Genomic DNA, 25595 nt, shown 5'->3' with positions numbered 1-25595 from the left:
ATACTCTTAGTTGTTTATAATTTGATTCCTGAGAAACTCATGAATCCTATCGCCATTAAACCAGTAATGATAAATGTAATTCCCAATCCTTTTAAAGGAGCAGGTACATTAGAATAAGCAATTTTCTCACGGATTGCAGCAATCGCTAAAATTGCTAAAAACCATCCAATTCCTGATCCTAAACCATATACTGCAGATTCTCCAACGTTAGAGAAATCTTTTTGTTGCATAAATAATGAACCTCCTAAGATTGCACAGTTTACAGCAATCAATGGCAAGAAGATACCCAAGGCACCATATAAAGCAGGTGCAAAACGCTCCACAATCATCTCTACCAACTGAACCATTGAGGCAATTACAGCAATAAACATGATGAAACTAAGGAAACTTAAATCAATCGAGGCATATTCTGCTCCTAACCATTGCAAAGCACCAGGTTTCAACAGATACGTATCCAACAAAAAGTTAACAGGAACGGTAACCACCAATACGAAGATTACTGCAGCTCCTAAACCAACCGCTGTATTTACTGTTTTTGACACTGCTAAGTATGAACACATTCCAAGGAAGTATGCAAATACCATGTTGTCAATAAAAATGCTTTTTACGAAAATGTTAATATAATCCATCTTGTATATTTTATTAGTTTTCGATTAATTTTCTATTTCTAGATCTCTGTACCCAAATAATGATTCCTACAGTGATCAATGCCATTGGTGATAATAACATAAATCCGTTATTTTCATAGCCTAAAGCATATAAGCCCGTAGAGTCAGCTAAAGTTTTGGCTTTGTGTCCTAACACTTCAAATCCGAATAATTTTCCAGATCCTAATAACTCTCTAAAGAAAGCAACCAATACCAATATTAACGCATAACCAGCTCCATTTCCAACACCATCTAAGAATGATTTCCATGGTCCATTAGCCAAAGCAAACGCTTCTAAACGTCCCATTACAATACAGTTTGTAATAATCAAACCCACAAATACAGAAAGTTCTTTACTCACATCATATGCGTAAGCCTTTAAAATTTGATCTACTAAAATTACCAAAGAGGCTACAATTAATAACTGTACGATAATACGAATACGTCCTGGAATCAAGTTTCTAATCAAAGAAACGATTACGTTACTTGCAATAACCACAAATAATACTGCAATCGACATTACCAAGGCAGGCTTTAATTGTACTGTAATTGCCAATGCAGAACAAATACCTAGTACTTGTACCGAAATGGGGTTGTTATCATCCAATGGATCTGTTAACAACGCTCTATTTTGTTTAGAGAACAATGGTTCTTTTTCCTCTGCCATGATTAATTATTTTTAAAATAAGGTAAATATCGTGCTAATCTCTCTTGTACCATGTTTGAAACACCATCGGAAGTAATTGTACCTCCCGAAATTGCATCAACACCATGAGCATCACCAGTTTTAGCTCCTCCTTTTACTGTTTTTACAGAAACAAAGTTATCTGCTGTAAAACCAGCATTTGCATCTTTTAATAAAGTCTTTCCTGCAAATTGAGCTTGAAACCAATCCGTTGTAATCTCTGCACCTAATCCAGGAGTTTCTCCTTTATGTCCAAAGTTCGCACCAATGATTGTGTTCTTATCACCATCTAAGGCAACATAACCCCAAATTGCATCCCATAAACCAGCTCCATATAAAGGAACTACATAGAAAGTCTTTCCATCTTTTTCCGCAATATATAACGGAAAACGTTGGTCATTATCACTTTTTTTAACTTCCTTTTTCAAACTTAACGTAAAAGCATCTGCTTCCGTATCAACAGTACCATCAGCTTTTAGAGCCAACTGTTGTTTGATATATTTGTTAAATTCTACTTCAGCATCATCTCTAGAAACTTCAGTTACACCAATCGTTCCTAATATATTCTGCATTTTTTCTGCCTTCACGTTTTTCTCTTGCAATGGTTTCAAACTAGTTGCTGTAAAAGCCAACAAACCAGCAATAACAGTTACCATGATAATTGCAAAAATAAACGTATATGCGTTGCTATTTTTATCCATGTCTTAAGCCGTTTCTAAGTTATTTTTTAAACGTTTTTTACGACGCTTGATATTTCCTTCTACAACATAATGATCAATTGTAGGAGCAAAAACGTTCATCAATAAGATTGCCATCATCATACCCTCTGGATACGCACCATTAAATACACGAATCATAATTGCTAACAAACCAATGAAGAATCCATAAATCCATTTTCCTTTATCTGTTTGTGCCGCAGACACTGGATCTGTAGCCATAAAAACAACTCCAAAGGCAAATCCTCCAACTAATAAGTGTTGCCACCATGGAAAATTCATCAAAGCATTCAAGCCAAGAGCGTTAAAGATCAATCCCATTAAGGCACCTCCAATAACAGAACCAGCCATAATTCTCCAACTTGCAATTCCTGTAAATAACAAAAAGGCAGCACCAATTAAGATCATCAATACAGAAGTTTCTCCAACGGAACCTGGAATATATCCCATAAACATATCTAAAACACTATACCCTGCTTCTTTATTTTGAGCCAATGATCCTAAAATAGTTTCACCTGAAATTGCATCCACAGTACTTGCATCTGCAACCCATACTTTATCTCCAGACATACTTGGAGCATAAGAAAAGAATGCAAAAGCACGCGCTACTAAGGCTGGATTCAAAATATTCATTCCTGTACCTCCAAAGGCCTCTTTACCAATTAAAACAGCAAAGGCAACTGACACACCTAACATCCATAAAGGAAGGTCTATTGGCATAATCAATGGAATTAACATCCCAGAAACTAAATATCCTTCGTTAATATCATGACCTCTAAAAACTCCAAAAGCAAATTCAATTCCTAAACCAACACCGTATGAAACGGCAACCATTGGAAGAAATTTTACAGATCCGTAAATCAAATAGTCTATAAAACTACCTGCTTCTCCTAACTGAGAAAAATGTTGAAATCCAACATTCCACATACCAAAGATCAATGCAGGAACTAAAGCTAGAACCACAGTAATCATGACACGTTTTAAATCAACACCATCTCTAATATGTGCACCTTGCTTTGTTGTATGATTTGGTACGAACATTAACGTATCAAATGCATTGAAAGCCGGAGCCATTTTTTCATACTTACCCCCTTTATCAAAAAGTGGTTTGTACTTATCGAATGTATTTCTAATAAATTTCATTATCCTACTTCGTTTATCATTATGTCTAAACCTTCTCTGATGATCGTTTGAGCTTCTACTTTCGAAGAACTAGTATAATCAATCAAAGCAAAATCTTCAGGAGCTACTTCGTAGATTCCTAAATTTTCCATTTTTTCAATATCTTTTGCCATCACAGCTTTTAACAACTGCATTGGAAAAATATCAATTGGCATTACTTTCTCCATTTCTCCCGTTACAACAATAGCACGCTCTTCACCTTGTAAATTTGTATTTAAAGTATACTCCTTGTTTGGTGATAAATAAGAGAACGAAGTTTTAGATGCACTATGGATGCTTCCACTTCCTATAAACGGAAACCACCCCATAAACCTATGTGTGTTTCCTTCTGGAATTACAGAGACAACATTATCATAGAATCCTAAGTAATCACCAGATGTAGCAACTTTATCTCCTGTTAATACGTTACCAGAGATAACTCTTACGTTATCTTTATTAATTTTCCCTTCTAACAAGCTATCCAATCCTTGACCAGCCGTTACACTATAGTATTGAGGTGCATTAACCTCAGAACCAGCCAAAGCAATAACTCTCTCTGGTTTGTATTCTCCTGTTAAGAACAGATTTCCTATGATGGCAACATCTTGAGCATTTACAGTCCAAACTTTTTCTCCTTGGTTGATAGGATCAACTTTAGAAATCTGAACTCCCACATTTCCTGCAGGATGCTTTCCCTTAACATTAATCACCTCAACATTTTGAGATTTACTAAAGAAAGATGCAGATTCATTTACAGAAAGAAACACTTTCCCTTTTGTAAGTTTTGCTAATGCATTCAAACCTGTTTGAAATGCCTCTTCTTTTCCTTTCAATGCAAAAGCATAATTTGGAGCCAAAGGAGCGGTATCAAAAGAAGATACAAAAATAGCTTTGGCTTCATCTGCTGGATTAGCAATCACGTCATACGGACGTTGATTTACAAATCCCCAACAACCACTTTCTAATAATTTAGCTAGTACTTGCTCTTTAGAAAGTCCAGATGGATCTTCCTTACCAAAGTTTTTGAATTCATCTTCAGATTTAGCTTCTATAACAACCGCTAATATCCTTCTTTTTGCACCTCTTGTAATTTCTTTAACCGTTCCTGAAACCGGTGAAGTAAATTTAATTTGTTCGTTTGATTTTGAATAAAACAAAACATCACCCACAGAAACCTCAGCACCAACCTTTACAGTCAGTTTTGGAGTTATTCCATGAAAATCTTTTGGTTGAATTGCAAAAATCCCAGAACGAGGAGTTGCAGAAACTGTCTCTTCTGCCTTGCCTTTAAGCTTAATGGTTAAGCCTTTTTTTATTCGAATGTCTTCTGACATATTTAGAATTTAAGTTAATCTGTTTTAAAACAATGCAAATTTAAAAAATTAGAAATTTTTTACGGCAAATAAGCCCCTTTATATTAACCTCTTACCTTATTTATAATTGATTTAAATAAGGATTTGAAGATGTTTTGTAAAATCAAATATTCGTTAAATTTAAATCAACAAAACATCAAAATCCTTAAATTTATTTCAACAAAACCAAACATATTAAAAATTCATTTGACATCAATTTATTAGTATCTTTGGATCTTAGCAATCAAAACGAGACTTTGAACAAATACAAACTATTTATTATTTCCACAGGAATATTTTTAATATTTCTTAATGTTTATGCGCAGAACTACACTGCTGCATTTATAAAGACAGTTACTTTTAACACAGAAGAAAACCTTAACCCAATAGTCCCACTAGGAACCAAATTAAAATTCGCTTTTGACGACCTAGAAGCGGATCAAAAAAACTACAGATACTACATCCAACATTGTGATTATGATTGGAACATATCTAATCTTCAAAGCACAGAATACATCAACGGGTTCCAATCTTTTGAAATACAAGACTTGGAGAACTCATTTGGCACTTATCAATCCTACACGCATCACAAGTTTGAAATCCCAAATATCAACACTAGAATAAAAATTAGCGGTAATTTTTTATTGACAATATTAAACGACGACGATGAAATCTGTATCCAACGCAGATTTGTATATTATGAATCACGGATCGTTGTTGCAGCAAAAATAGAAAGAGACAGAAGGTTGAAACAAATAAATCCTCAACAAACTATAAAGGATAGAAACCAAGTTGTTAATTTCTCAATCCTCCATCCAAACGTAACGATAAACAATCCATCTAAGGAAATTAAGATACAAATTGTTCAAAATAACGATTGGAACCTTATCAAATACGACATAAAACCCCAATATTATAAAAAAAACGAAATCGTATATAACTATAACATTGAAACGAGTTTTCCAGGCGGAAATGAATATCTAAATTTTGATACAAAAAATTTCAATGGAACCAATGTCAATATTGCTAGAACCGCTTTGGAAGATCATTATTACCAAACCTATTTGTACCCGAACATTTTAAGAAAATTTCTACCTTACACCTATTATCCAGATATTAATGGCGGCTTTGTTATACGCACTTTAAATGGTTATGAATCTAGTTTAGATAGCGAATATACTAATGTTCACTTTTTCCTAAAAGCCAACAATGAACTCTTGGAAAACGAAAACATATATGTTTATGGAGCATTTAACAACTACGCATTCACTGAAGAAAACCGTCTGATTTTCAATAAAAAAACACAACACCTAGAAACAGAAATGCTATTCAAACAAGGTTTTTACAACTATACTTATGTACAAAAAAAAGATGGTAAGTCTTTAAACATTGAAGCTATAGAAGGTTCGTTTCAAGAAACAGAAAACAACTACACCATACTTGTACACTATAAACCTTTTGGTGAAAGAATTGGACGGATTGTGGGAGCTACTACCATTAATAGTAAAAACTAAACTTCATAGTTTCATAACTTAACAAACGTTAAAATCCATATATTTCACATAAATTTCCCATCAAAATTACTTATATTTATCATAGGTAAAATTATTACAAGTGGTAGAAAAGATAACAAAAGGCATCAAAATATCAGTGCTAACGAACTATGAAGGCATTCATTCTCAAAATGAGAATCGCATGTTTCTGTTCAGTTATTTTATCACGATAGAAAATCAAACAAACGACACCGTTCAATTACTTTCTCGTAAATGGGAAATATTTGATTCATTAAACGCAAAAGAAATAGTGAAAGGAGATGGTGTTGTCGGTCAAATTCCTATTCTTGAACCAAGTGAAAAATACACCTATAGATCTAATTGCCTTTTGCAGTCAAAGATTGGTGCGATGAAAGGCTACTTCAATATGATTAATTTCGATTCCAAATCACATTTTAAGGTTCAAATTCCAGCTTTTCAGCTAAACGTTGCAGACACTTTAAACTAAGCTGACGCTGACATTATTCTTTCAAAAACAAAGATTTTCTCATTTTGTTTAATTTTGCACTCTTTACAATTAGAACCGTATTGAAATTCAAAATTTCGATCAATAGAGAAACCTGGATTTTTGAGTTCAAAATCGCCCTCTAAATCAATTTCACCCAATCGATTTCTTCTGGTAATAGCATAAGAATTGGTACTATCAATATTTTTAACAATCTCAAACCAGGCACCACTACCAATACCACCAAGCCATTGAGCGCTAGAAGAATTGTAACTTTCAGTATCTGCGATAACCGAACCTACTTCATCCACTTCTTGCGAAACTTTAGCAAATAATGATTTTTTATATTCTCTTAAAATGGAACTATTACGATATTCTTCAATAACACCATTTTCTACTTGCCACTTTTTAGCATTCAAGCTACTTCCTTTTATCACATTACTCACAGGGCTTGGAGTAATCGTGTAAGTTATTTTAAGATCTCTAATAATTTTTTTATTACTGGTAGATTCTAGAATCGTATCTGTTACAAATCGAGCACAGTTACTACCTTCTCTTTTAAAAGCCCCATAAGCAACCTCCCCTTTATTCTGTAATTCCAGAACAAATGCCAAAGCTTTATCATAATCAATCTCAGAATTAACTCCAGCGACTAACCTTCCCTCTCCATGGGTTTTTTCAGGGTGTTTATCTAAAAATAAAAGAATTTCTTCAAGATTTTCAATCGTCTCTCCATCATGGATCGCTTTGAATGGAATGGCAACTTCATTATCCGTTACCTCTGAACGAACTCTACCAAAGGTATCTGATGTAATATACCTTCCAAAATCAAAATAACTCACCTTACCTGTTTCTTTAGAAACCAACAACATAGCGGCATGTCCTGCCATTACCTTTTGCTGTCCTCCTATACCAAACAAGGGCCATACTTTACTTATTAATTCTCCGTTTGCAATCCTTACAATCACATCTGGATACGCCAATATCACTATAAACCCGTTGTTTTTATTCATCTATCGACATTTGTGATTTATATGACATCAAATCAATACTACTTTCTTTTCCTGTTAAAACATCTACATAATACATAAACAAAGAATCACCTTCCTTGATCACAGAAGTAATACTGGTTGTTTCAACACCTTCCCTTTTCATTTTAACAGCAATATCTTTAGTTCCAAGACTATCATTTTGATGGAATTTTAACACCTCTTCAAAAGAAGCTTCTGGATGTTGTTCTATGAATTCTTTAAACCAAGTTTCGCGTAACGCTTTGATCGGTTTATCATACAACGTTGATGAAGACCAAATTTTTGTACTATGTGATAAAATTCTAACATCTTTTTTTACACCATCCCAAATCAACTCAATACAAATAGGCATAAATGACCAATCTATAGTAATTAAAGTAAACGGTTCTACCCCTTCTAGCTCCAAATCCTCTACAGCCCATTTTGCGTTCTCAGCTTCTAAAATTTTTTTCACAACTAAACCACGACTATAGGCATATGGACCTTTTATTTCATGCGCTTCATAGGCACCATTCAGTAAACACACCAATCTCTCCTCCTCTGATAAAGCAATCCAAGTTCCACCAGCTCTCTCATCCTTCGGATACAAAAAGTGAACTCCTTCCTTTTCATAAAACTGAGGAGCTATGGTTTTTCTTTCTGGTTGTTCATCTCTATTAGATGTAAATATAAAATCGCCATTATTCTTTGGCAAGTAAGTGACTGTACACATAAACGGTATTTAAATAGCTGTAACCCTCCTTTCGTCTCCGAAAATTGAAATAATTACAGAATTACCAAAAATAGTAAAATAGTTTACAACGACTATAATTTATTAATATATACTTAATCATTTACAATTTAATCCTAACTTTGCGATTCATAATTTTTTTTCAACAGCTACATGCAAAGGGTAGAAAATCGCTACATCCTCAAAGATTCTGAACTCTTTAAAACTCAAGTTTTAACTTGGTCTCAACAATATGAATCTGTTATTTGGTGTGACTCAAATCAGCACCACGAAAAATATGCACAACACGAAGCTATCATTGCGATTGGGGAACATTCTTTTTTAAAAACAGGATACAACAATGCTTTTGAAAAATTAAAAACCTACCAAACATCAACACAAGATTATATTTTTGGCTACTTAGGTTACGATCTAAAGAATGACATTGAAAAATTACAATCAAACAACTCAGACTCTTTATATTTTGAGGATCTCTATTTCTTTCAACCGAAAAAATTAATTTTCATCTCTGGTCATATAGCGACATTTAAATATCTTGCATCTGAAAAAAAGGACTTAGATTCAGATTTTGAAACGATCTGCAACACTTACAACTCGAATGTTCAAGTCACAAATTCGAAAGCAAATTTAAAATTGAAACTTTCAAAAGACAGCTATTTAAAGAAAGTTGAAAATATACTTGATAACATTCATCAGGGTGACATATACGAAGCTACTTTTTGTCAAGAATTCTATTCTGAGAACACCGAGATAGATCCACTGAAAGTATATCATAATTTAAATAGAATTTCAAAACCCCCATTTGCTACTTTTTTAAAATTGAAGCATCAATTTTTACTTTCCGCCTCACCAGAACGATATCTAAAAAAAATAGGGACCAAAGTAATTTCACAACCCATTAAGGGAACTGCGAAAAGATCCAATTCCAAATCAGAGGATCAGAAACTCAAAACAACATTGCAAACAGACCCTAAGGAGCGTGCTGAAAATGTAATGATTGTGGATTTGGTTAGAAATGATCTTTCTAGAATATCTCAAAAAGGAACAACTGAAGTAGAAGAACTTTGCGGTATTTATAGTTTTAAACAAGTGCATCAAATGATTTCAACAATCAGCACACAAGCCACAGAAAACATTCATCCTGTTGATATCATAAAAAATACTTTTCCAATGGGTAGCATGACTGGTGCGCCAAAAATTGCTGCCATGGAAATCATAGAAAAGGAAGAAGAAACGAAAAGAGGATTATACTCTGGTTCTGTAGGATATTTTACTCCTAACGGAGATTTCGATTTTAACGTAATCATTAGAAGCATCTTATATAATCAACAAAAAAAATACGTATCCTTTTCAGTCGGAAGTGCAATAACCTCATTAGCCAAACCCGAAACAGAACTTGAGGAATGCTTACTAAAGGCAAAGGCTATGAGACAAGTTTTAATCTAACTAAGGTTCTTTCTTATTTTTATAACTTATATTTGGTTTACATTCAATGTATCCGATTACAATTTTAATTTTATGACATCGTGCTAAAAAAATTTCAAATACACATTGATGAAAATTTACCTTTTTTAAAAAAAAGTAATGTTTTAATTACTTCTTCAGGAGGTTTGGACAGTACAGTTTTGGCTCACTTATTTAATCAATCAAATTATAAATTCTCCTTAGCTCATTGTAATTTTTTACTACGAGGTAAAGAAAGCGACAAAGACGAAACCTTTGTCAAAAATCTTGGAAGTTTTTTAAATGCAGATGTGTATACCACCAAATTTAAAACGCAAGAATATGCCGATAAAAAGGCGATCTCTATTCAAATAGCAGCAAGAGAATTGCGATATGAGTGGTTTGAAAAAATCAAAAAAAAACATCATCTAGATTATATTCTAACAGCGCATCATAAAGACGATGTACTTGAAACTTTTTTAATTAATTTCACAAGAGGAACAGGCTTAGATGGACTTACCGGTATTCCTGAAAAAAATGGAGCAGTTGTAAGGCCATTACTTGCTTTTTCTAGAGCTGAGATAGAAGCATATGCTAAAAAAAATAACATTATTTGGAGAGAAGATGAAAGCAACAGTTCTACCAAATATTTCAGAAATAAAATTAGACATAAGGTTGTACCCATCCTGAAAGAATTGAATCCAAATTTTTTCAAATCTTTTGATTCTACCATAAGCAACTTAAAAGAATCTAAAGAATTAATTCACCAAAAAACACTTGAACTCAATCAAAATTTAGTTCACAAAAATAAAGACGAAAGTCTTAGTCTTTCAATTAAAAAAATCAAGGACTTAGGGGATGTAAAAACCAACCTATATCCACTCTTAAAGCCTTATGGTTTTGTGAATTGGAAGGACATTCACAACATTTTAGAAGCTCAATCAGGGAAACAACTATTATCTAAAACCCATAGACTAATTAAAAACAGGGAAGAAATATTAATTAGTAAGCTTTCAGAAAAACAAACAACATCTTTTCCCATTCCAAAAGACACTAACAAGATTTTAACTCCAATCAAACTATCTTTTCATCCTAGAAAAAAGATTGGAGCGCTCACCCTTAATAGTGTGTACATTGATAAAAATCTGTTAAACAATTCACTTACTGTAAGAAAGTGGAAAAAAGGAGACTATTTTCACCCGATAGGAATGCAGGGTAAAAAGAAACTCAGTAAATTTTTCAAAGACACTAAATTATCTTTAGTTGAAAAGGAAAATCAATGGCTTTTATGTGATGGTGATGCCATAATTTGGATCATTGGAATGCGTATGGACAACAGATATAAGGTAACGGATAAAACAACCGAAATATTAGAAATTAATTACACAGAATAAAAATTAATTTCAAAAAAACACAGACACTATGAAAAAACAACTATTCACACTGTTTTTATTTTTAGGAATTATGCTTTCTACGTTTGGTCAAGAAAGCACTATTTCATGGGACACTAAAACAACTCAAGAAACAGAGTTAGAATATACATTAACCTTTACTGCAACTTTAAAACCTGGATGGCATTTATATTCTCAACACTTACCTGAAGGTGGTCCACTCGCAACAGAATTCACATTTGAAAAAGTTGGTGTTGATTATAAACTGATTGGAGAAACCAAAGAAAGTGACACACACACCTCTTATGAGGAAATTTTTGAAATGGAAACTTCTTTCTTCGAAAAAGAAGCTGTTTTTGAACAACGCATACAATTACTAAACAATTCTATAAACAACATTCAGGTTACCGCTGCCTACCAAACTTGTGATGATCAAGCCTGTACTTTCGAACCAGGGGAAAACTTAGTTTTTCAAATAAATGAAAACACAAATCCCTTAGCCTCTGTAAACATAAATGAGCGTAGTATAAAATTATCAAAAGAATTAGACTTAAACATTTCAAACAAATCTGAATTCTTAAACACAGACGAAAATTCTAAACCTAAAGAAAAAGGACTTACGGCAGTATTTTTATTAGGCTTTTTTGGCGGTCTTATTGCACTACTTACACCATGTGTTTTTCCAATGATTCCATTGACGGTATCCTTTTTCACAAAACAATCTGGCTCAAAGAAAAAAGGTGTTTCTAGTGCTATTCTTTACGGTTTCTTTATTAGTTTTATCTACCTTCTTTTAAGCTTACCATTTCACTTTTTAGATTCACTAGACCCTGAAATACTAAACAGTATATCAACTAACGTTTGGCTTAATGTCGGGTTTTTCGTCATATTTATTGTTTTTGCAATTTCATTCTTTGGTTATTTTGAAATAACACTCCCACATTCGTGGTCAGACAAAATGGACTCCGCTTCTGATATTGGTGGAATTATTGGAATCTTTTTTATGGCATTGACCTTAGCAATAGTTTCTTTTTCTTGTACAGGTCCAATTTTAGGATCATTACTTGTAGGAGCACTATCTTCAGACGGTGGTGCCATGCAACTTACTTTTGGAATGGTTGGTTTTGGCTCTGCCCTTGCATTACCATTTACTCTTTTTGCTCTTTTTCCTAACTGGCTAAACACCTTACCTAAATCAGGTGGGTGGCTTAATACCGTAAAAGTAACACTTGGGTTTTTAGAGGTGGCACTGGCGTTAAAATTTTTATCCAATGCAGATATGGTACAACATTGGGGACTTTTAAAGCGAGAAACCTTTATCGCTATCTGGATCGTTGTTTTTGCAGGACTTGCCCTTTATTCTTTTGGAAAAATTAAATTTCCTCATGACGGACCAATTCAAAAATTAAGTAACGGTAGAAAAATTACTGGTTTAGCTTCTGGTTTATTTACCGTTTATCTAATTACGGGGTTGTTCTTTAACACTTCCCTCTCTTTATTAAGTGGTTTTGCGCCTCCAAAATTTTATAGCATTTACGAAACAAAAACGGATTGCCCTCTTGATTTAAACTGTTTTAAAGATTTTGAAGAAGGCTTGACATATGCAAAAAAAACGAATAAACCTATATTGTTAGACTTTACAGGATGGGCTTGTGTCAACTGCAGAAAAATGGAAGAAAATGTTTGGAGCGACCCAGAGGTTTATGAAGAATTGGAAAAATTTGTCCTTATTTCTTTATATGTAGATGATAGAAAACTACTTCCAGAAGCCATGCAATTTGATTACCAAAAACAAAATGGTAAAATTAAAAAGATAAAAACAGTAGGCTCAAAATGGGCAACTTTACAAGCTATTAATTTTGCCACTGCCTCACAACCCTTTTATGTACAATTATCAACGGACATGAAACTTCTGAATCACCCAGAAAAATACACCGACACAGATACTTATTTGAATTGGTTAAAAGAAGGACTTTCTAGAAATAATTAGTAATCTAAATACCAGTTAAATAAATCTACTTTTACCCCAAAGGTAAACCATGTAGTTTGATTAGCTTCAAACTCTGTAGTAGCTGTTTCAGGTGAAAAGTTCCTGTAAATAACACCAGCAAACACTTTTAAATCCGTCAATGGATTTACCAAGTAAGAAACCTGGAAATCTGTATTTAAGATCATTGCTTTTGCTCCTTGACCTATATAATTGTCATAATCTTGCTCTCTTGTATCATAGGACTTATAAATATCCCCTCCAAAATTAGTCCCTTCTGGATCAAAACCTTTTAGTCCATAAATCATTTTTAGATTCGCAGTCCATCTATCTCTAGAATACTTCCCTATCAACACCATTTCCCTAAAGTTAGCTCCCCAAGAATGCGCAATTTGTTGCCCAAAATGCCCATAATTATAAATAGGTGTACCATGAGAAAAAGTATACGGCCTAAGTAAATTGTATTCTAATTGTAAATATAAATCTCTAACTTTAAATGCATTAAAATATTTAGCCCCTAGTTGAAAACCATATTTATTTCCCCAATATCCATTTTGTGCCTTAATTTCCTCCAAAGTAAATTCATCCAAAACAAGCTGCGTATACATTGAAAAACTCTTAGACAACTTATACATTGCATTGATTCCCAAGACTGAGCTACCAGCATCCTCTCCTCTATTAAATTCAAGCGACTTATAAAATATAATCGGATTTAAAAAATCCATCTCTATGGCACCTGTACGTGTATTATCCGTTATGGCAGCTTCAAACAAACCAATATTCAATCTTTTATTAATGTTGATACTCAAATGATGAGAAGACACATACTTACGTGCATGTGCATCACCAACCCTAACTTCATTTCTAATATCCGTCATCCACATCCATAAATTGGTATATTGAATTTTCCAAAAACTCGTTGTAATTTTAAAATACGGATAAGGAGCAGCTACATCTGATACCATCATGGAACGATAACCATCACCAATAAAGTTTTTCCCTTGACCTAACTGAAATACAAAAAATTTATTAGGTTGATAGGCAATATACCCCTCTGAAACCGGAAAATCATAAGAGTTTTCTTTAAACCCTTTAGCTTTACCACGCCCTAAAACCAAACCATCCGAGGAAAAAGTTTCTTTCTCAAAAGAATCTATTTCGTCATTTACATACTGTGCAAACCTACCTTGAGTTTCATAAATTGTTGCAGAAAAAGAAAATTTAGAACCTAGCTCTCCTTGAACCTGTAAAATTCTAGAATTCAAAAAAGTATAATCCACATCAGAATTATCCTTCCCTAATTGCAAGTCTAACAACAGATCTGCCGTAAACCAAAAATCTTTACCTTCCACTTGAGCCAAATGCTCATTCCACAATTTTCTTCCTAGCCATGAAGATTTCTTTTTTAGAAATTGCATCTTCTCTGCATCCAAATCTGTATACTCTAAAACCCTGTTATAAGTGTAAGGCTTTACAGCAGTATGCACATTATCTCCTTGAATATAGTCTCTTTCAATATTTACATAGCGCGAGTAATTCAAAGGAATATTTAAATTACTTTGATGTTCTAAAACAACTGTTTTTCTGCCAGGTGTCAATTCCTTCTTTGCCGTTTCCACAGGTTTTGAAAAACTAACTTTATCACTTTCTTCTTTTCTTTTTTCCTCTCTAGATATTTTCGGATCCGGGAAATGCAACGGCATCGAAAAACTCATTTCAACGGCATGTCCGTTAAACTGTGCGGGTTTCGCTTTCTCTAACGCATTGAAAGTTTGTTTTACCTCTGCTTCCAACTCTGGATAAGGGCTATTTACATGCACCACTTGAAACTCTCCTTGCTTATTTACAAAAAACAATATATTTACCGTTCCCTTAAAGTTATCCTTTACCATGATCTCAGGCACCTCTAACTTCTCCAATACGTCAGATTTAACGGTCGTATTAAAACAAGACTCTAATTCGCTTGACGGTTTCCTTTCACAAGCTTTATATACCGGGAATTTTTGAGTTTGTGCAACAGATAACTGCTGTAGACAAAGTGCCAATAAAAATGTAATATAAATTCTTTTCATACTATTGCTTAGCTTGTTTTATAACACAATTATCATTCAAAATATACTTCTGATTAGATTCTGGACAGATGGCTTCATTATGCTCATCAAATTTCAAACGATGTCCATATTCGCTCACCCAACCAATTTGTTTGGAAGGATTCCCAACGACCAACGCATAAGGCAACACCTCCTTAACTACAACAGCTCCCGCTCCAATGAGTGCATATTTTCCAATTTCATTACCGCAAACAATAGTTGCATTTGCCCCGATACTAGCGCCACGCCTAACCCTAGTTTTAACATACTGATCTCTACGTAAAATGGCACTTCTCGGGTTTGTTATATTTGTAAATACCATGGAAGGACCAAGAAAAACATCATCTTCACAGATGACCCCAGTATAAATAGAAACATTATTCTGAACTTTTACATTTTCACCCAAGACAACCTGGGGAGAAACCACTACGTTCTGGCCTATATTACAACGCTCACCTAAAACACAGTCCTTCATAATATGGCTAAAGTGCCATATTTTAGTTCCGTTTCCTATTTGACAACCATCATCTATAACAGCCGTTTCATGGGAAAAATAATTTGAATCCTTTTTCATAGTTAATTTACTAACGTTAAGAGCGAAAATACAAATTATTACGCACAAAAAAAGAGGTTACCTTTTAGCAACCTCCTTTTACTCAAACATTATTTATTGAACCTCAAAAGTAATTGGTATGGAGTACCTTACCCCGACAGCTTTATTTCCTTGCCTTCCTGCTTTCATCGTTGGTAAAGCTTTTACCACCCTTTCTGCTTCTTTCTGTAACCTAGGATGTGGTGCTTTTGTCATCACGTCTGATATTTGACCGTTCTTATCTATTTTAAACACTACAAATATTCTTTTCTTGCCTGACGACAAACCTAACTCCTGACCAAGACCAACGTCAAATTTTCTATTGATATGTTTCTGGATGTTTTTTGCTAAACATTTTTTTAGTTCTTCTTTATTACCGGCACAACCAGGGAAAACAGGAGCTTCCTCTACAAATGCAATCGGAACATCTTCAAAAAACTCTTCTGGCTCAACAATCTCAACTATATCCGTTATTTCCTTTATTGGTTCCTCCGGTTTTACCTCAACTAACTTCTCAGGCAATGGAGTGTCATCTTCTACAACTTTTACCTTTTCAATAATCTCAATAGCTTTGTTTACTGCTGCAATAGTTTTCGTTTGTTGCATTTTCTGTACTGGAACCTCTTTTTTAAAAACTAACGGAGCTACCATCTCTTCTTTTTCCGTTAATTCAGCATTTCCCATCACAGTCACTTCAATTTGCTTTGTTTCGTACTCAATCAAAACATAAACTACAAACAAGGCGGTAACCAAACCAAGCAGGGTAAACATTTTTGAACTTTTTTCTAATTTTTCATTAAATCGTTTTTGTGTGTAGGCTGACTCTTTTTTTTCTGTTCTCATATCATTCAATTTTAAGGTTTTAAAATTGAATTTCAAGAAGCGTGCCACTATTTCAAAAAATATGAGACAAAAAAAAAGCTATCTTTTCAGATAGCCTTTTCTATGATTAAAAATCTTAATTATTCTACTAAGAATGAAATAGGTAAAGAGTAACGTACACTTACTGGTCGTCCACGTTGTTTACCAGGAGTCATTTTAGGCAAAGTCTTTACAACCCTTTCAGCTTCTTTTTGAAGTCTTGGATGCGGAGCTCTTGCTTGAATCTCTGTAATTGATCCTGTTTGATCAATTTTAAACATTACGAAAATTCTTTTCTTTCCTGCTGACAAACCTAAATCAGATGCCAAACTAGAATTAAATTTTCTATTGATATGCTTGCTAATCTTTTGAGAAAAACATGCTTTCTTTTGTGCTTTTGTTCCTTTTTCACAACCTGGAAAAACCGGAATATCCTCAATAATAGCGAAAGGTACATCCTCTACTATTTCTTCAGCTTCTACTTCTTCCACAATTTCTTCAACAACTACCTCTTCTTCTTCATCGGTTTCTGTTGTTTCCAAAACTGTTTCTTCAATTTCTTCTTTATCCTCAACTATTTCAATAATTTCTGGTGCAGGTGGTGGTGGTGGTGGTGGTGGTGGTTTCACCGGTATCGGACGCGATGTAATTACCATTTCTTCTTCTTCTTCACCAGATAATGATGCTGTACCTAAGTCAGCGATCACCCTGTCATAAGTCTTGTGTTCAATTGAAACATACACAATAAATAGAGCTAACACCAAACCAAGTTGAATAAACAACTTTGTGAAATTCTGGAGATCAGCTTTAGGATTTTTCTTTACTTCCATTTGTTGAAATAATTAATGAGTTCGCTAATTTAATAATTTAAATACGACTTATGCAAACCTAAGCCTATAAATTAACATGCTTTTCCACTTTTTTTTTACAATTTCTTAAAGACTTAGTAATTCCGTGGAAAATCATTCCCTCAAAAATCTTTTAAATTCTTTAAATACTATTTTCTGAAAAAATACATAGGCTATGATAATTCCAGATGTATTTGCTAAAACATCAAAAAAGTCGGCAGTTCTATAAGTTGTCAATTCTTGTTGTAACACCTCCATTAAAACACCGAATAGAAAAACCAAGAAAACCATCCAAAATTTAAAGGATGGTTTTGTATTCATTTTTTGAGTAGCAAAAAGCCAACTAAGTGTCAATCCAAAATAAGCCAACGAATGCTGGTATTTATCTACATTATCAATTCTTATTACTGGCGTAATAGAACTAATTTTAGACAAACTTAGATAAGCCACAATAGCCGTTAAAGCAACCGCAATTATAATGGCATTAGCCTTGTACAAGTTCTTTATAAGCGCTAGCATCCAATAAGTCCTCTATCTGTGTTAAATCACTCGCTTTTACTTTAATCATCCATCCTTCTCCATAAGGATCAGAGTTTACCAATTCCGGAGCATCTTCTAGACCTTCATTAAATTCAATCACTTCACCAGTCATTGGCATAAACAAATCAGAAACGGTTTTTACAGCTTCTACTGAACCAAACACTTCATTTGCTTCTACAGTATCATCTAGGGTATCTACATCTACATAAACAATATCACCTAATTCACTTTGAGCGAAATCTGTAATTCCTATTGTTAAGACATCTCCATCAATCTGAATCCATTCATGATCTTTTGTGTATTTTAAGTTTTCAGGTAAATTCATTGCTATGTATATTTAATATTATTTTTTTATGTATGAACAACAAAAGTATAAAATATATTGTTCTTCTTAACAAAAAATGCAATTAGAAACAACAGATCTATATTAGAAATTATTTTCTTTAGTTTCCTAAATTATAGGTAATACTGATTCCACTACTGATAGATTGTCTTGGGAAAGATGTTGAAATTGCATACCTAGTTGCGGATTGATCGTAATAGAAGGTGGCAATTAAGTTTTTATTCAAATTATAATCTGCCGAAAGTTTCAATGAAAATAAATTTTGACCTCCTGTAATTTGCGTGTTTTGGGTATCAATCGATCTAATAGTTGTTAAATTTTGACGGTATGAAACATCCGCTTTCATATTCAAATCACCCTTGATTGCTTTTCTTCTACCTGAAGCTCCTTTCAGTTTAAGATCTTTTAAAATATAACCCAATCCAAACACATACTCTGTTCCTCGTATATCAGACAACGAATTGTTATTAAAACTCAATGCCAAGGTTCTATCTTTATTTACTTCTCCTCTAAACGACAAACTATTTTTAAATCTCATATCTAACTTTACAAGCGGTGAGAAACCATCATTTAAAGCGATTGTAGAGATGACAACTTTAGATAAATAATTCCCATTGATATCCGTTGGAGGCACACCACCATTTTCAATATACTGTGCGTTGTTACTCATATTTGCAATCGTATAAGAAGACTTATAAGCATGTGTTACAACAAAGCTAGAGAAGTTTTTCTTAAACCATTTGACCCGCATAAACCCTTTATAACTCAACCTCCAGTTTGGAATAGGCATATTTCTAAACGGACTTAATTTCTCTGTTTCAGCACTTCCACCTGAATAGGCAGAGGTAAAAGAAGGCAATAACACATCTTGGGTATTCAATCCATATTTTGTCTGATCCAATCCGCTTTCATTTGCAAGTCGTTGTTGAATTGTAGCTCTATTATCTAAAAATTGTTGAAAGGTATCATCTCCATTTCCATCAAATGAAGTTTTAAACATACTATACGTCATACTAAAGTTACTTGTCTCTGTAAGCTGAGTATATTCAAATCTTCTATCAAAACCAGATTCCACAGTTCCATTTCCATAATCTCTCACAGCATCAATTTGTTGTGATTTATTGCGTGTGGTAATTCTATTTGCATTGATATTGATATCTAAATCTTTTATTGGTTTTACCGATAAAGACCAATCTAGTTTATCATAGTGTGTATTGGTATAGGTTTTAGAGTAATAATTCTCATCTTCAACACCGTTGATATTTACATTTCTTGTTGTTAACCAATCTTGCTCTAACGCCAATTGCCTAATATCTCTTTGATCTCCGAATACAAATCCAAAGGTCGGTGACATACTTCCACTTCCACTTCTCGTTTGTCCTAAAAAGCCAACGGATTCTTTGTAACCCGGTAAATACATACCATTATTATCTGCGTAACTAATTCTACCTGTTTTAATCATGGTTACCAAATCATAGGCAACATTCAACACCTTTTCACCAGCAGTAGTTTTCTTTTTCTTTCCAATCCTTCTAGGCGCAGATGGGGTTGCAAATTTTGGTGCACCGTCATCTTTTTTAGATTTTTTCTTCTTTTTAGATTTCTTTGAACTTGGTGTAAACAAACTCTTCAAACCAATATCTTTATAAAACTTGGTCATGTTTAAATTAGAAGAAATGGTATGCGTATTTGCGTTTTGAATCGCATTCCCAATTTCATATTGAAAAGACTGTGAGCCCGCCTGCCAATTAAAATCAGCCGTATAACTATAATCTGCCGTTACAAAACCAAGGTATGGCAATTTGTTAATCGGTATTTGATAATTGGCATCAAATTTTTGGCTGTAATTATTTGCACGCCCAAGATTAAAGAAATTCGAGAATAACTGAACATTCTCCGCTTCATCAGTATTTTCAAAAGCATCATAAATATGATTGTTTGCTGCTCTTAAATTAAATTTTAAGTTTTTACTTAAGTTGTAACCAATATTATAATCCCAATCAAATAAGAAATTTCTTTGTTGTAAAGTCGGCAACGCTCCTCCGGTAACTAAATTCCTAGAAGCTTGTTCATTATAACTCCTAGTAATATTACTATTCACACCAATCGTTGATGGTAACAAATTGAAATTGATATCCTTAATTATCCTAAAATACTTATTATCTAATGATTTAGAATTCTTAAAAGGTTCGATAGGCATTGCAGGAATATTGTAAGCGTAATTTGCTGAAGTTTTTACATCTTGAACTAAATGCTTTTGCACATTATAGTCCCTATGGTTCTCTTCATTATAGCTATAAGAAACAGAAAAATTCTCGACATCATAAGGCTTTGGTTTCTTTTTCAACTCTCCAACGCGTTCTTTTCTAACATTTATCAAGCTAATGCTATGCCTTTTAGTATAATCTCTAGCACTACTGCTATTCTCGTTAATATCTTTTGCATCTTCAAATTTCACATCTTGAAATTGAGGATCGTATTTAGGATCTTTAAATTCTTCAGATATAGAGTAACTCAAAGGAATTTTAACTCCCCATTCTTTTGGCATCAATTTCCCTACATTCACATTTGTAGAGACTCCATATTGCTTTACATCTTCTTGACTTCTTTCATTCACTCTCTCCTCAACTCCACCAAACCCGATGGTAGAAATACTTCCCGTTAACGCAACATCCGCCAAGTCAGCAAAATTGGCATTTGCGCTTACCACAGATGCCCAACCTCCTTCATTATCAAAACCAGCAACACGCAACTCATTAAACCAAATCTCAGCACTTTGTTGTACATCAGAAATATTTTGTACCCCCATCATCATGGTTTTGATATTTGCCAAATTCGGGTTTCCTTTTACTCTTATTCTATAAGCAGGCTCTTCCCCAGCAACAGGCAACGGATATAATTCTGTGGCACTCGGAGAACTTTCGTCTGCGTAACGTTCTACCTTTAGCAATCCTAAACTTTCTAAATCAACCTCAAAATTATTCTCGGCAGGCCATACCTCTTCACTGGTAGACTGACTAAACAAAGTCGCCTTCAGGGGCACTTCTATTTGATAAAAGTTATCATTTAAATCAGACCCCAAACGCATGATAGCCATCATCTTATTATCATCCAAATCAGAACCTATTCCTTCAGCATGCACAAACATTTTTAATCTTTTGTACATTCTCAAATCAGAAATCATATTCTTATAAACAGTACGTGCTTCCCCCGCAGGCAAATCATTTATTTTCACTGCTAAAGATTGCTCATTTTGAAACTGCAATCTTGTACTTCCCTGCAACTGTTCTCTTTGTATTCCTGGAGGTAACACATAAGGAATTGGTTGTCTACTTGCATTTTCTTCAATGTTTACAACTCCCGTAGTAAAGTTATTCAATTCCACCTCATCCAAATCATCATCTGGCACCTGAACTCCACCGTGCACGTTTTTCTCATATCGTCTCCAATCTCCTCTTACCAATTGCAATTGCCCAAATCTTAACACTACAGGTGATTTGAATTTTGTTAAGAACATACGCATAAAACGAATGGAATTAAAATCTGAAATTCCATTAATAGGCACCCCACCACTTATTGGAATTCTAAATTGATACCATGTTACATCTTTTTCCAATCCATCCGGTGTTTCTCTTTTTGTTCTTTTGATATCAACAATATTGTTTCTACCTAAAACTAAATCGGATGCATTTAAGGATACTTTATATTGGTAATACGCATTGATCGTATTCATTGTTTGATCCTTATTAATATCCTCGGCATCAGCCACTGCTGTAGCAGAAGTTGGATAAGATTCTGTACTCAAATTGGCGGTAGGTGAATTACCCTCTGTTTTATTATAATCCTTATATCTTGTTATAATAGAGGCATTTTGCGCATCATAATCACTTCCTCTAAAGAAATGATAATTATCCGTGGATCTATCCTCAGAACCGGTATTAGGATAACGAGTCTCACCTGCATCATTAAAACCATCTAGCCCAACATCTTGCAAAACTCTATCCTCATCCAATTCGGTAAAGGCATATAAAAAGGTATTGTTATTAGGAATTCTTGACCAAACGGTCTCTTCTGTGTTATCCACTTCTCCAGCACCAGGCAATCCATTCTCATAAACCTTACGACTATCTTTCAAAACATCTTCAGAAATATTTCCTAAGTTGAAAAACAACTCACCCTCTTTCACAACCGCTGCAGGATTTTGCGGTCCTCCTTCTTCTGGACGAATAGAATAACCCTCGTAAGGGTCTTGCATCCAAAACTGAATGTATTCAACGTTTGCTCTTTCAAAATCTGTAGTAGTTAAGGCTCTAGTTATCCCTCCCCATCTATCTTCAGGATTTGCCAAACTACCATCAAAATCTAAATTGGTAATATCATAGTTATAACTACCTCTCTCCTTTGGAAAATATGATAAATCAAACGTAGAAAGCGTTGTTGATTGCGTAAAATCTAAATCGGTTGCCGGAAAAATCTCACTATAATCTACCCTGCTCACCTCGTTTCTAGAAAGTTCATCATTATCAATATTCCCTGGGGTAAGCGAAGAGTTACCGTAAAACAATCTATCAATCGAATACCAAGCCATATCAGCTCTTTTCTCACCATATTCCAAGGAAGGGTCTTCACTATCTGGCCCAAAATTATAACTATCGAAGTTCAAAGGCTTACTTGCAATTTTCCATGAATTTTCATCCATGATACTCAATGGTATTTGAGCTCCTTCAAAATCATCAATATAGGTAGTTGCCTCTCCATCTTGATCAATTCCACTTGGCGTACCAGGTAACATATAAGCAAAATCTCCTCTCACAGTTAACTGTGAAGGAACATCTGTGTCTTGGAATGGCAATTTGTTTACCATTTTAGTCAACCACGGAATTTCTGAATCATAGTTAAAAGTAAGTCCCAACATGGTATTGTTAATTGGGTCAGATCCATAGGACGTTTTTTGTGTCAATGGTCGCTCATTCACATTCAAATAAGTCCCAGTCATTTGAAATTTTTCAGAGAACTTATGCTCTACATCAATTCCAACATATCGTTTTGTTTGCTGATTGAACAAAGTATTATTCTCCAAGGAAACCTGAACAGGTGCCCCAGAGGCCTCAATCGCTGGATTGATAATCTGAACTCTACCACTTAGATAATCTACTACATAATCAGCACCTTCAGTCAGTACAATTCCATTTGAGGTTACTGTAACCGAACCTCTTGGAACGTTAAATGCACCTAATGATATCCCATTGCTAGCATCTGATTTATAATATCCTTTGATCAAATACTTATCACGTGTTTGATAATTATTCTGTGCAACGGCTTGAATTTCGGTATATAATTCTTTAAAAAGGTATTGATCATCTGCCGCATCCGTCAATTTTGCCTCTAAATCTCGACCAAAAGGCTCCACCGTTGGAAAATGAATACTTCCCGTTTCAGAATCTACGGTAATCCCTTCTACATAATCAAAATATCCATCCCCCTTAGGTTTCAAGAAATTATTCTGATCCAAACTATCCAGTTTCATTAAATTCAATAATGTACGATCGCTTACCACTACTTCAGTACCGTTAGAATTATACGTAGAAACTGCGTTTTGCAATGAGTTAATTGCAACCCCAGTCTGATCGTCTTTATACAAAAGTTCCAATAAGAATCCTTCCGGTTGCATTTGATAAGCCCCCAAAGAATAGACATTTTTCATCATCAAATCCCAGATTCTTTTTCCAGGTTCCTTAATTTCTGAACGCAGCATTTTTACTACTAAATTCTCAGAAGACTCAATTCCATCTGTAGAAAATTCCCCAACTTGATACACTTGCTCATCACCGGTAAGAGAATATTGAAAGGCTACCGCTAAAACATCTCCATCCGTTAAATTTCTATTCAAGGTAAGTACCCCTAATTGCGGATGATAAGAATATTCATTGGGATTTAATTTTTTAGCATTCTCTAAAATAGTATAATCAGATCCTTGGGTTGGATTAATCATTCCCGAACTGATCAATTCCGTTCTCACGGTACCAATTTGCCTTATGCCTGAACCCGGAGCTAAAACAGAATTCAGCGTATTGGCATTGTTATCTGGAAGTTCTGGTGTTAGTTCTGTAATACCTGCATTAGTAATATTAGAAAGTGTATTATCATAAAAATCTCTTCCGTTTTCACCCAAATCTGTCAAGGCAACAATATTTCTAACATCCTCGGTTGCAGAACCTCTGTTGGTAATCCAAACCTCAACTTTAATTACGTTTACAGAACTGTTAACGATAGGAAAATTCTTTAAGGCATCATTATAATTATTTCTAAAATAATGAGACAAGAAGAAATATTTATTCGCAGCATATTGGGTTGTCTGTAACTCAAATTCATTTAAAGAAGAACCTCCTTTAGCCGTAACTGTTTTTGTCTCTGATTTCTGTTCTGAAAAAACAGAGGTAATTGTTGTTTTTCCAAACTGTAATTCAGATTTGATACCGAACAAACTCTGAGAACCAGAAATTAAATTGTTGCTAACATCCATGCTAACATTCCCTAATTCAATCTTTCTAACAATATCATCCGCATTTTCAGATTCAAAGCCATTTTGCATCGTTGGCAAAAATTCTACTTTCACAAGATTCTGAAAATCAAAGGTAGATTTGGTATCATAGTTGGCGGTAACCTTAAGTCTTTCTCCTATTTTTGCACCAATACTAGCGGTTACCTGTTGGTCAAAATCAAAAGTAGTATTGCTTCTATTTTCTTCAGACAACTGAGGATTCTCAATATTTTGATACAATACTCCCAAACGAACATCAATAGATCCTTGGGTATTTACCTCGATCGCATTTCCACCAAAAATAGTTTTAAACAAACTTGAATTCACGTAATAAGTAGGCAACAAGTTTTTTTGCGCCTCTTCACTACCCTCTTTGTCACTATTTAAGGCACTAATTTTATCCTTATAATAAGACTGCATGTCTTGGTTTAGGCGATACTCCTTATATTCAGAAGTAGACATAAATAATGGAGTACTTACCTCAACACCACCAACAGTTTCTTTTATGATATAACGCTTACTTGCCGGATCATAAATTACCTCCTTAGTGGTAGGCAGCTTAAGAAACATACTATCTCCCGTTTCTTTTTTAGGAGGTATAGAATCTGACTCTACGACAGGCGCTATCTGTGCTGACAT

Annotated in this window: 19 protein-coding genes; 5 read left to right on the top strand and 14 right to left on the bottom strand. The window is 34.1% G+C overall.

Annotated features, from left to right (window positions below):
* Positions 1–14: 14 nt before the first annotated feature.
* Genes nqrE through AC2DGP_RS13400 form a run of 5 tightly spaced genes read right to left on the bottom strand, consistent with a single transcriptional unit; the run spans position 15 to position 4543 of the window.
* Positions 15–629: an NADH:ubiquinone reductase (Na(+)-transporting) subunit E gene (gene nqrE / locus AC2DGP_RS13420; RefSeq protein WP_484490575.1), complete on the bottom strand. Its 615-nt coding sequence runs from the start codon at positions 627–629 to the stop codon at positions 15–17.
* Positions 630–642: 13 nt separating this feature from the next.
* Positions 643–1314: an NADH:ubiquinone reductase (Na(+)-transporting) subunit D gene (locus AC2DGP_RS13415; protein WP_484490574.1), complete on the bottom strand. Its 672-nt coding sequence runs from the start codon at positions 1312–1314 to the stop codon at positions 643–645.
* 2 nt (positions 1315–1316) lie between these two features.
* A complete protein-coding gene (gene nqrC, locus AC2DGP_RS13410; protein WP_484490573.1) occupies positions 1317–2033 on the bottom strand; it encodes an NADH:ubiquinone reductase (Na(+)-transporting) subunit C in 717 nt (238 codons plus the stop codon).
* Positions 2034–2036: 3 nt separating this feature from the next.
* Entirely contained in the window at positions 2037–3191 is a 1155-nt protein-coding gene (locus AC2DGP_RS13405; protein WP_484490572.1) for an NADH:ubiquinone reductase (Na(+)-transporting) subunit B, read from the bottom strand.
* The gene (locus AC2DGP_RS13400; RefSeq protein ID WP_484490571.1) at positions 3191–4543 is read right to left on the bottom strand and encodes a Na(+)-translocating NADH-quinone reductase subunit A; all 1353 of its coding nucleotides are present in this window, start codon (positions 4541–4543) and stop codon (positions 3191–3193) included. Before AC2DGP_RS13400 ends, AC2DGP_RS13405 begins: the two co-directional genes overlap by 1 nt.
* 275 nt (positions 4544–4818) lie before the next feature.
* Between AC2DGP_RS13400 and AC2DGP_RS13395 the strand changes: the two genes are divergently transcribed.
* Positions 4819–6075, top strand: coding sequence for a type IX secretion system plug protein (locus AC2DGP_RS13395; RefSeq protein WP_484490570.1), 1257 nt, complete (start codon positions 4819–4821; stop codon positions 6073–6075).
* Between the two features lie 100 nt (positions 6076–6175).
* Positions 6176–6562 (top strand): Co2+/Mg2+ efflux protein ApaG, encoded by a 387-nt coding sequence (apaG, locus tag AC2DGP_RS13390; protein ID WP_484490569.1) that lies wholly within the window; start codon positions 6176–6178, stop codon positions 6560–6562.
* Here apaG and AC2DGP_RS13385 read toward each other — a convergent pair.
* Together AC2DGP_RS13385 and AC2DGP_RS13380 are read right to left on the bottom strand one after the other, a co-directional pair.
* Complete coding sequence (locus tag AC2DGP_RS13385; RefSeq protein ID WP_484490568.1) at positions 6559–7572, bottom strand: DUF6695 family protein; 1014 nt, start codon at positions 7570–7572, stop codon at positions 6559–6561. The two genes, apaG and AC2DGP_RS13385, sit on opposite strands and share 4 nt — an antisense overlap.
* Positions 7565–8302: an NRDE family protein gene (locus tag AC2DGP_RS13380; protein ID WP_484490567.1), complete on the bottom strand. Its 738-nt coding sequence runs from the start codon at positions 8300–8302 to the stop codon at positions 7565–7567. Before AC2DGP_RS13380 ends, AC2DGP_RS13385 begins: the two co-directional genes overlap by 8 nt.
* Positions 8303–8473: 171 nt before the next feature.
* Between AC2DGP_RS13380 and AC2DGP_RS13375 the strand changes: the two genes are divergently transcribed.
* The 3 genes from AC2DGP_RS13375 (at position 8474) to AC2DGP_RS13365 (ending at position 13144) form a co-directional block, all read left to right on the top strand.
* Complete coding sequence (locus AC2DGP_RS13375; protein ID WP_484490566.1) at positions 8474–9766, top strand: anthranilate synthase component I family protein; 1293 nt, start codon at positions 8474–8476, stop codon at positions 9764–9766.
* Between the two features lie 80 nt (positions 9767–9846).
* Positions 9847–11157, top strand: coding sequence for a tRNA lysidine(34) synthetase TilS (gene tilS / locus AC2DGP_RS13370; protein ID WP_484490565.1), 1311 nt, complete (start codon positions 9847–9849; stop codon positions 11155–11157).
* A gap of 28 nt (positions 11158–11185) precedes the next feature.
* Positions 11186–13144, top strand: a complete 1959-nt coding sequence (locus AC2DGP_RS13365) for a protein-disulfide reductase DsbD family protein (RefSeq protein WP_484490564.1) — start codon at positions 11186–11188, stop codon at positions 13142–13144.
* On the opposite strand, the gene AC2DGP_RS13360 is transcribed toward AC2DGP_RS13365, so the two are convergent.
* The 7 genes from AC2DGP_RS13360 to sov all read right to left on the bottom strand — a co-directional run bounded on the left by AC2DGP_RS13360 (position 13141) and on the right by sov (position 25595).
* Positions 13141–15213, bottom strand: a complete 2073-nt coding sequence (locus AC2DGP_RS13360; RefSeq protein ID WP_484490563.1) for an energy transducer TonB — start codon at positions 15211–15213, stop codon at positions 13141–13143. The genes AC2DGP_RS13365 and AC2DGP_RS13360 overlap by 4 nt on opposite strands.
* A gap of 1 nt (position 15214) precedes the next feature.
* Complete coding sequence (locus tag AC2DGP_RS13355) at positions 15215–15805, bottom strand: acyltransferase (protein ID WP_484490562.1); 591 nt, start codon at positions 15803–15805, stop codon at positions 15215–15217.
* A 93-nt stretch (positions 15806–15898) separates the two neighbouring features.
* The gene (locus AC2DGP_RS13350) at positions 15899–16666 is read right to left on the bottom strand and encodes an energy transducer TonB (protein WP_484490561.1); all 768 of its coding nucleotides are present in this window, start codon (positions 16664–16666) and stop codon (positions 15899–15901) included.
* A 119-nt stretch (positions 16667–16785) separates the two neighbouring features.
* Positions 16786–17514 carry an energy transducer TonB gene (locus tag AC2DGP_RS13345; protein WP_484490560.1) on the bottom strand — a complete coding sequence of 243 codons (729 nt, stop codon included), beginning with the start codon at positions 17512–17514 and terminating at the stop codon, positions 16786–16788.
* Between the two features lie 132 nt (positions 17515–17646).
* The gene (locus AC2DGP_RS13340; protein WP_484490559.1) at positions 17647–18051 is read right to left on the bottom strand and encodes a VanZ family protein; all 405 of its coding nucleotides are present in this window, start codon (positions 18049–18051) and stop codon (positions 17647–17649) included.
* Positions 18017–18397 (bottom strand): glycine cleavage system protein GcvH, encoded by a 381-nt coding sequence (gene gcvH, locus AC2DGP_RS13335; RefSeq protein WP_484490558.1) that lies wholly within the window; start codon positions 18395–18397, stop codon positions 18017–18019. Before gcvH ends, AC2DGP_RS13340 begins: the two co-directional genes overlap by 35 nt.
* A 118-nt stretch (positions 18398–18515) precedes the next feature.
* Positions 18516–25595, bottom strand: a complete 7080-nt coding sequence (sov, locus tag AC2DGP_RS13330) for a T9SS outer membrane translocon Sov/SprA (RefSeq protein ID WP_484490557.1) — start codon at positions 25593–25595, stop codon at positions 18516–18518.

The sequence above is a fragment of the Flavicella sp. IMCC45537 genome, from assembly GCF_057197705.1.
This window is presented reverse-complemented; position numbering and strand designations above follow the sequence as displayed.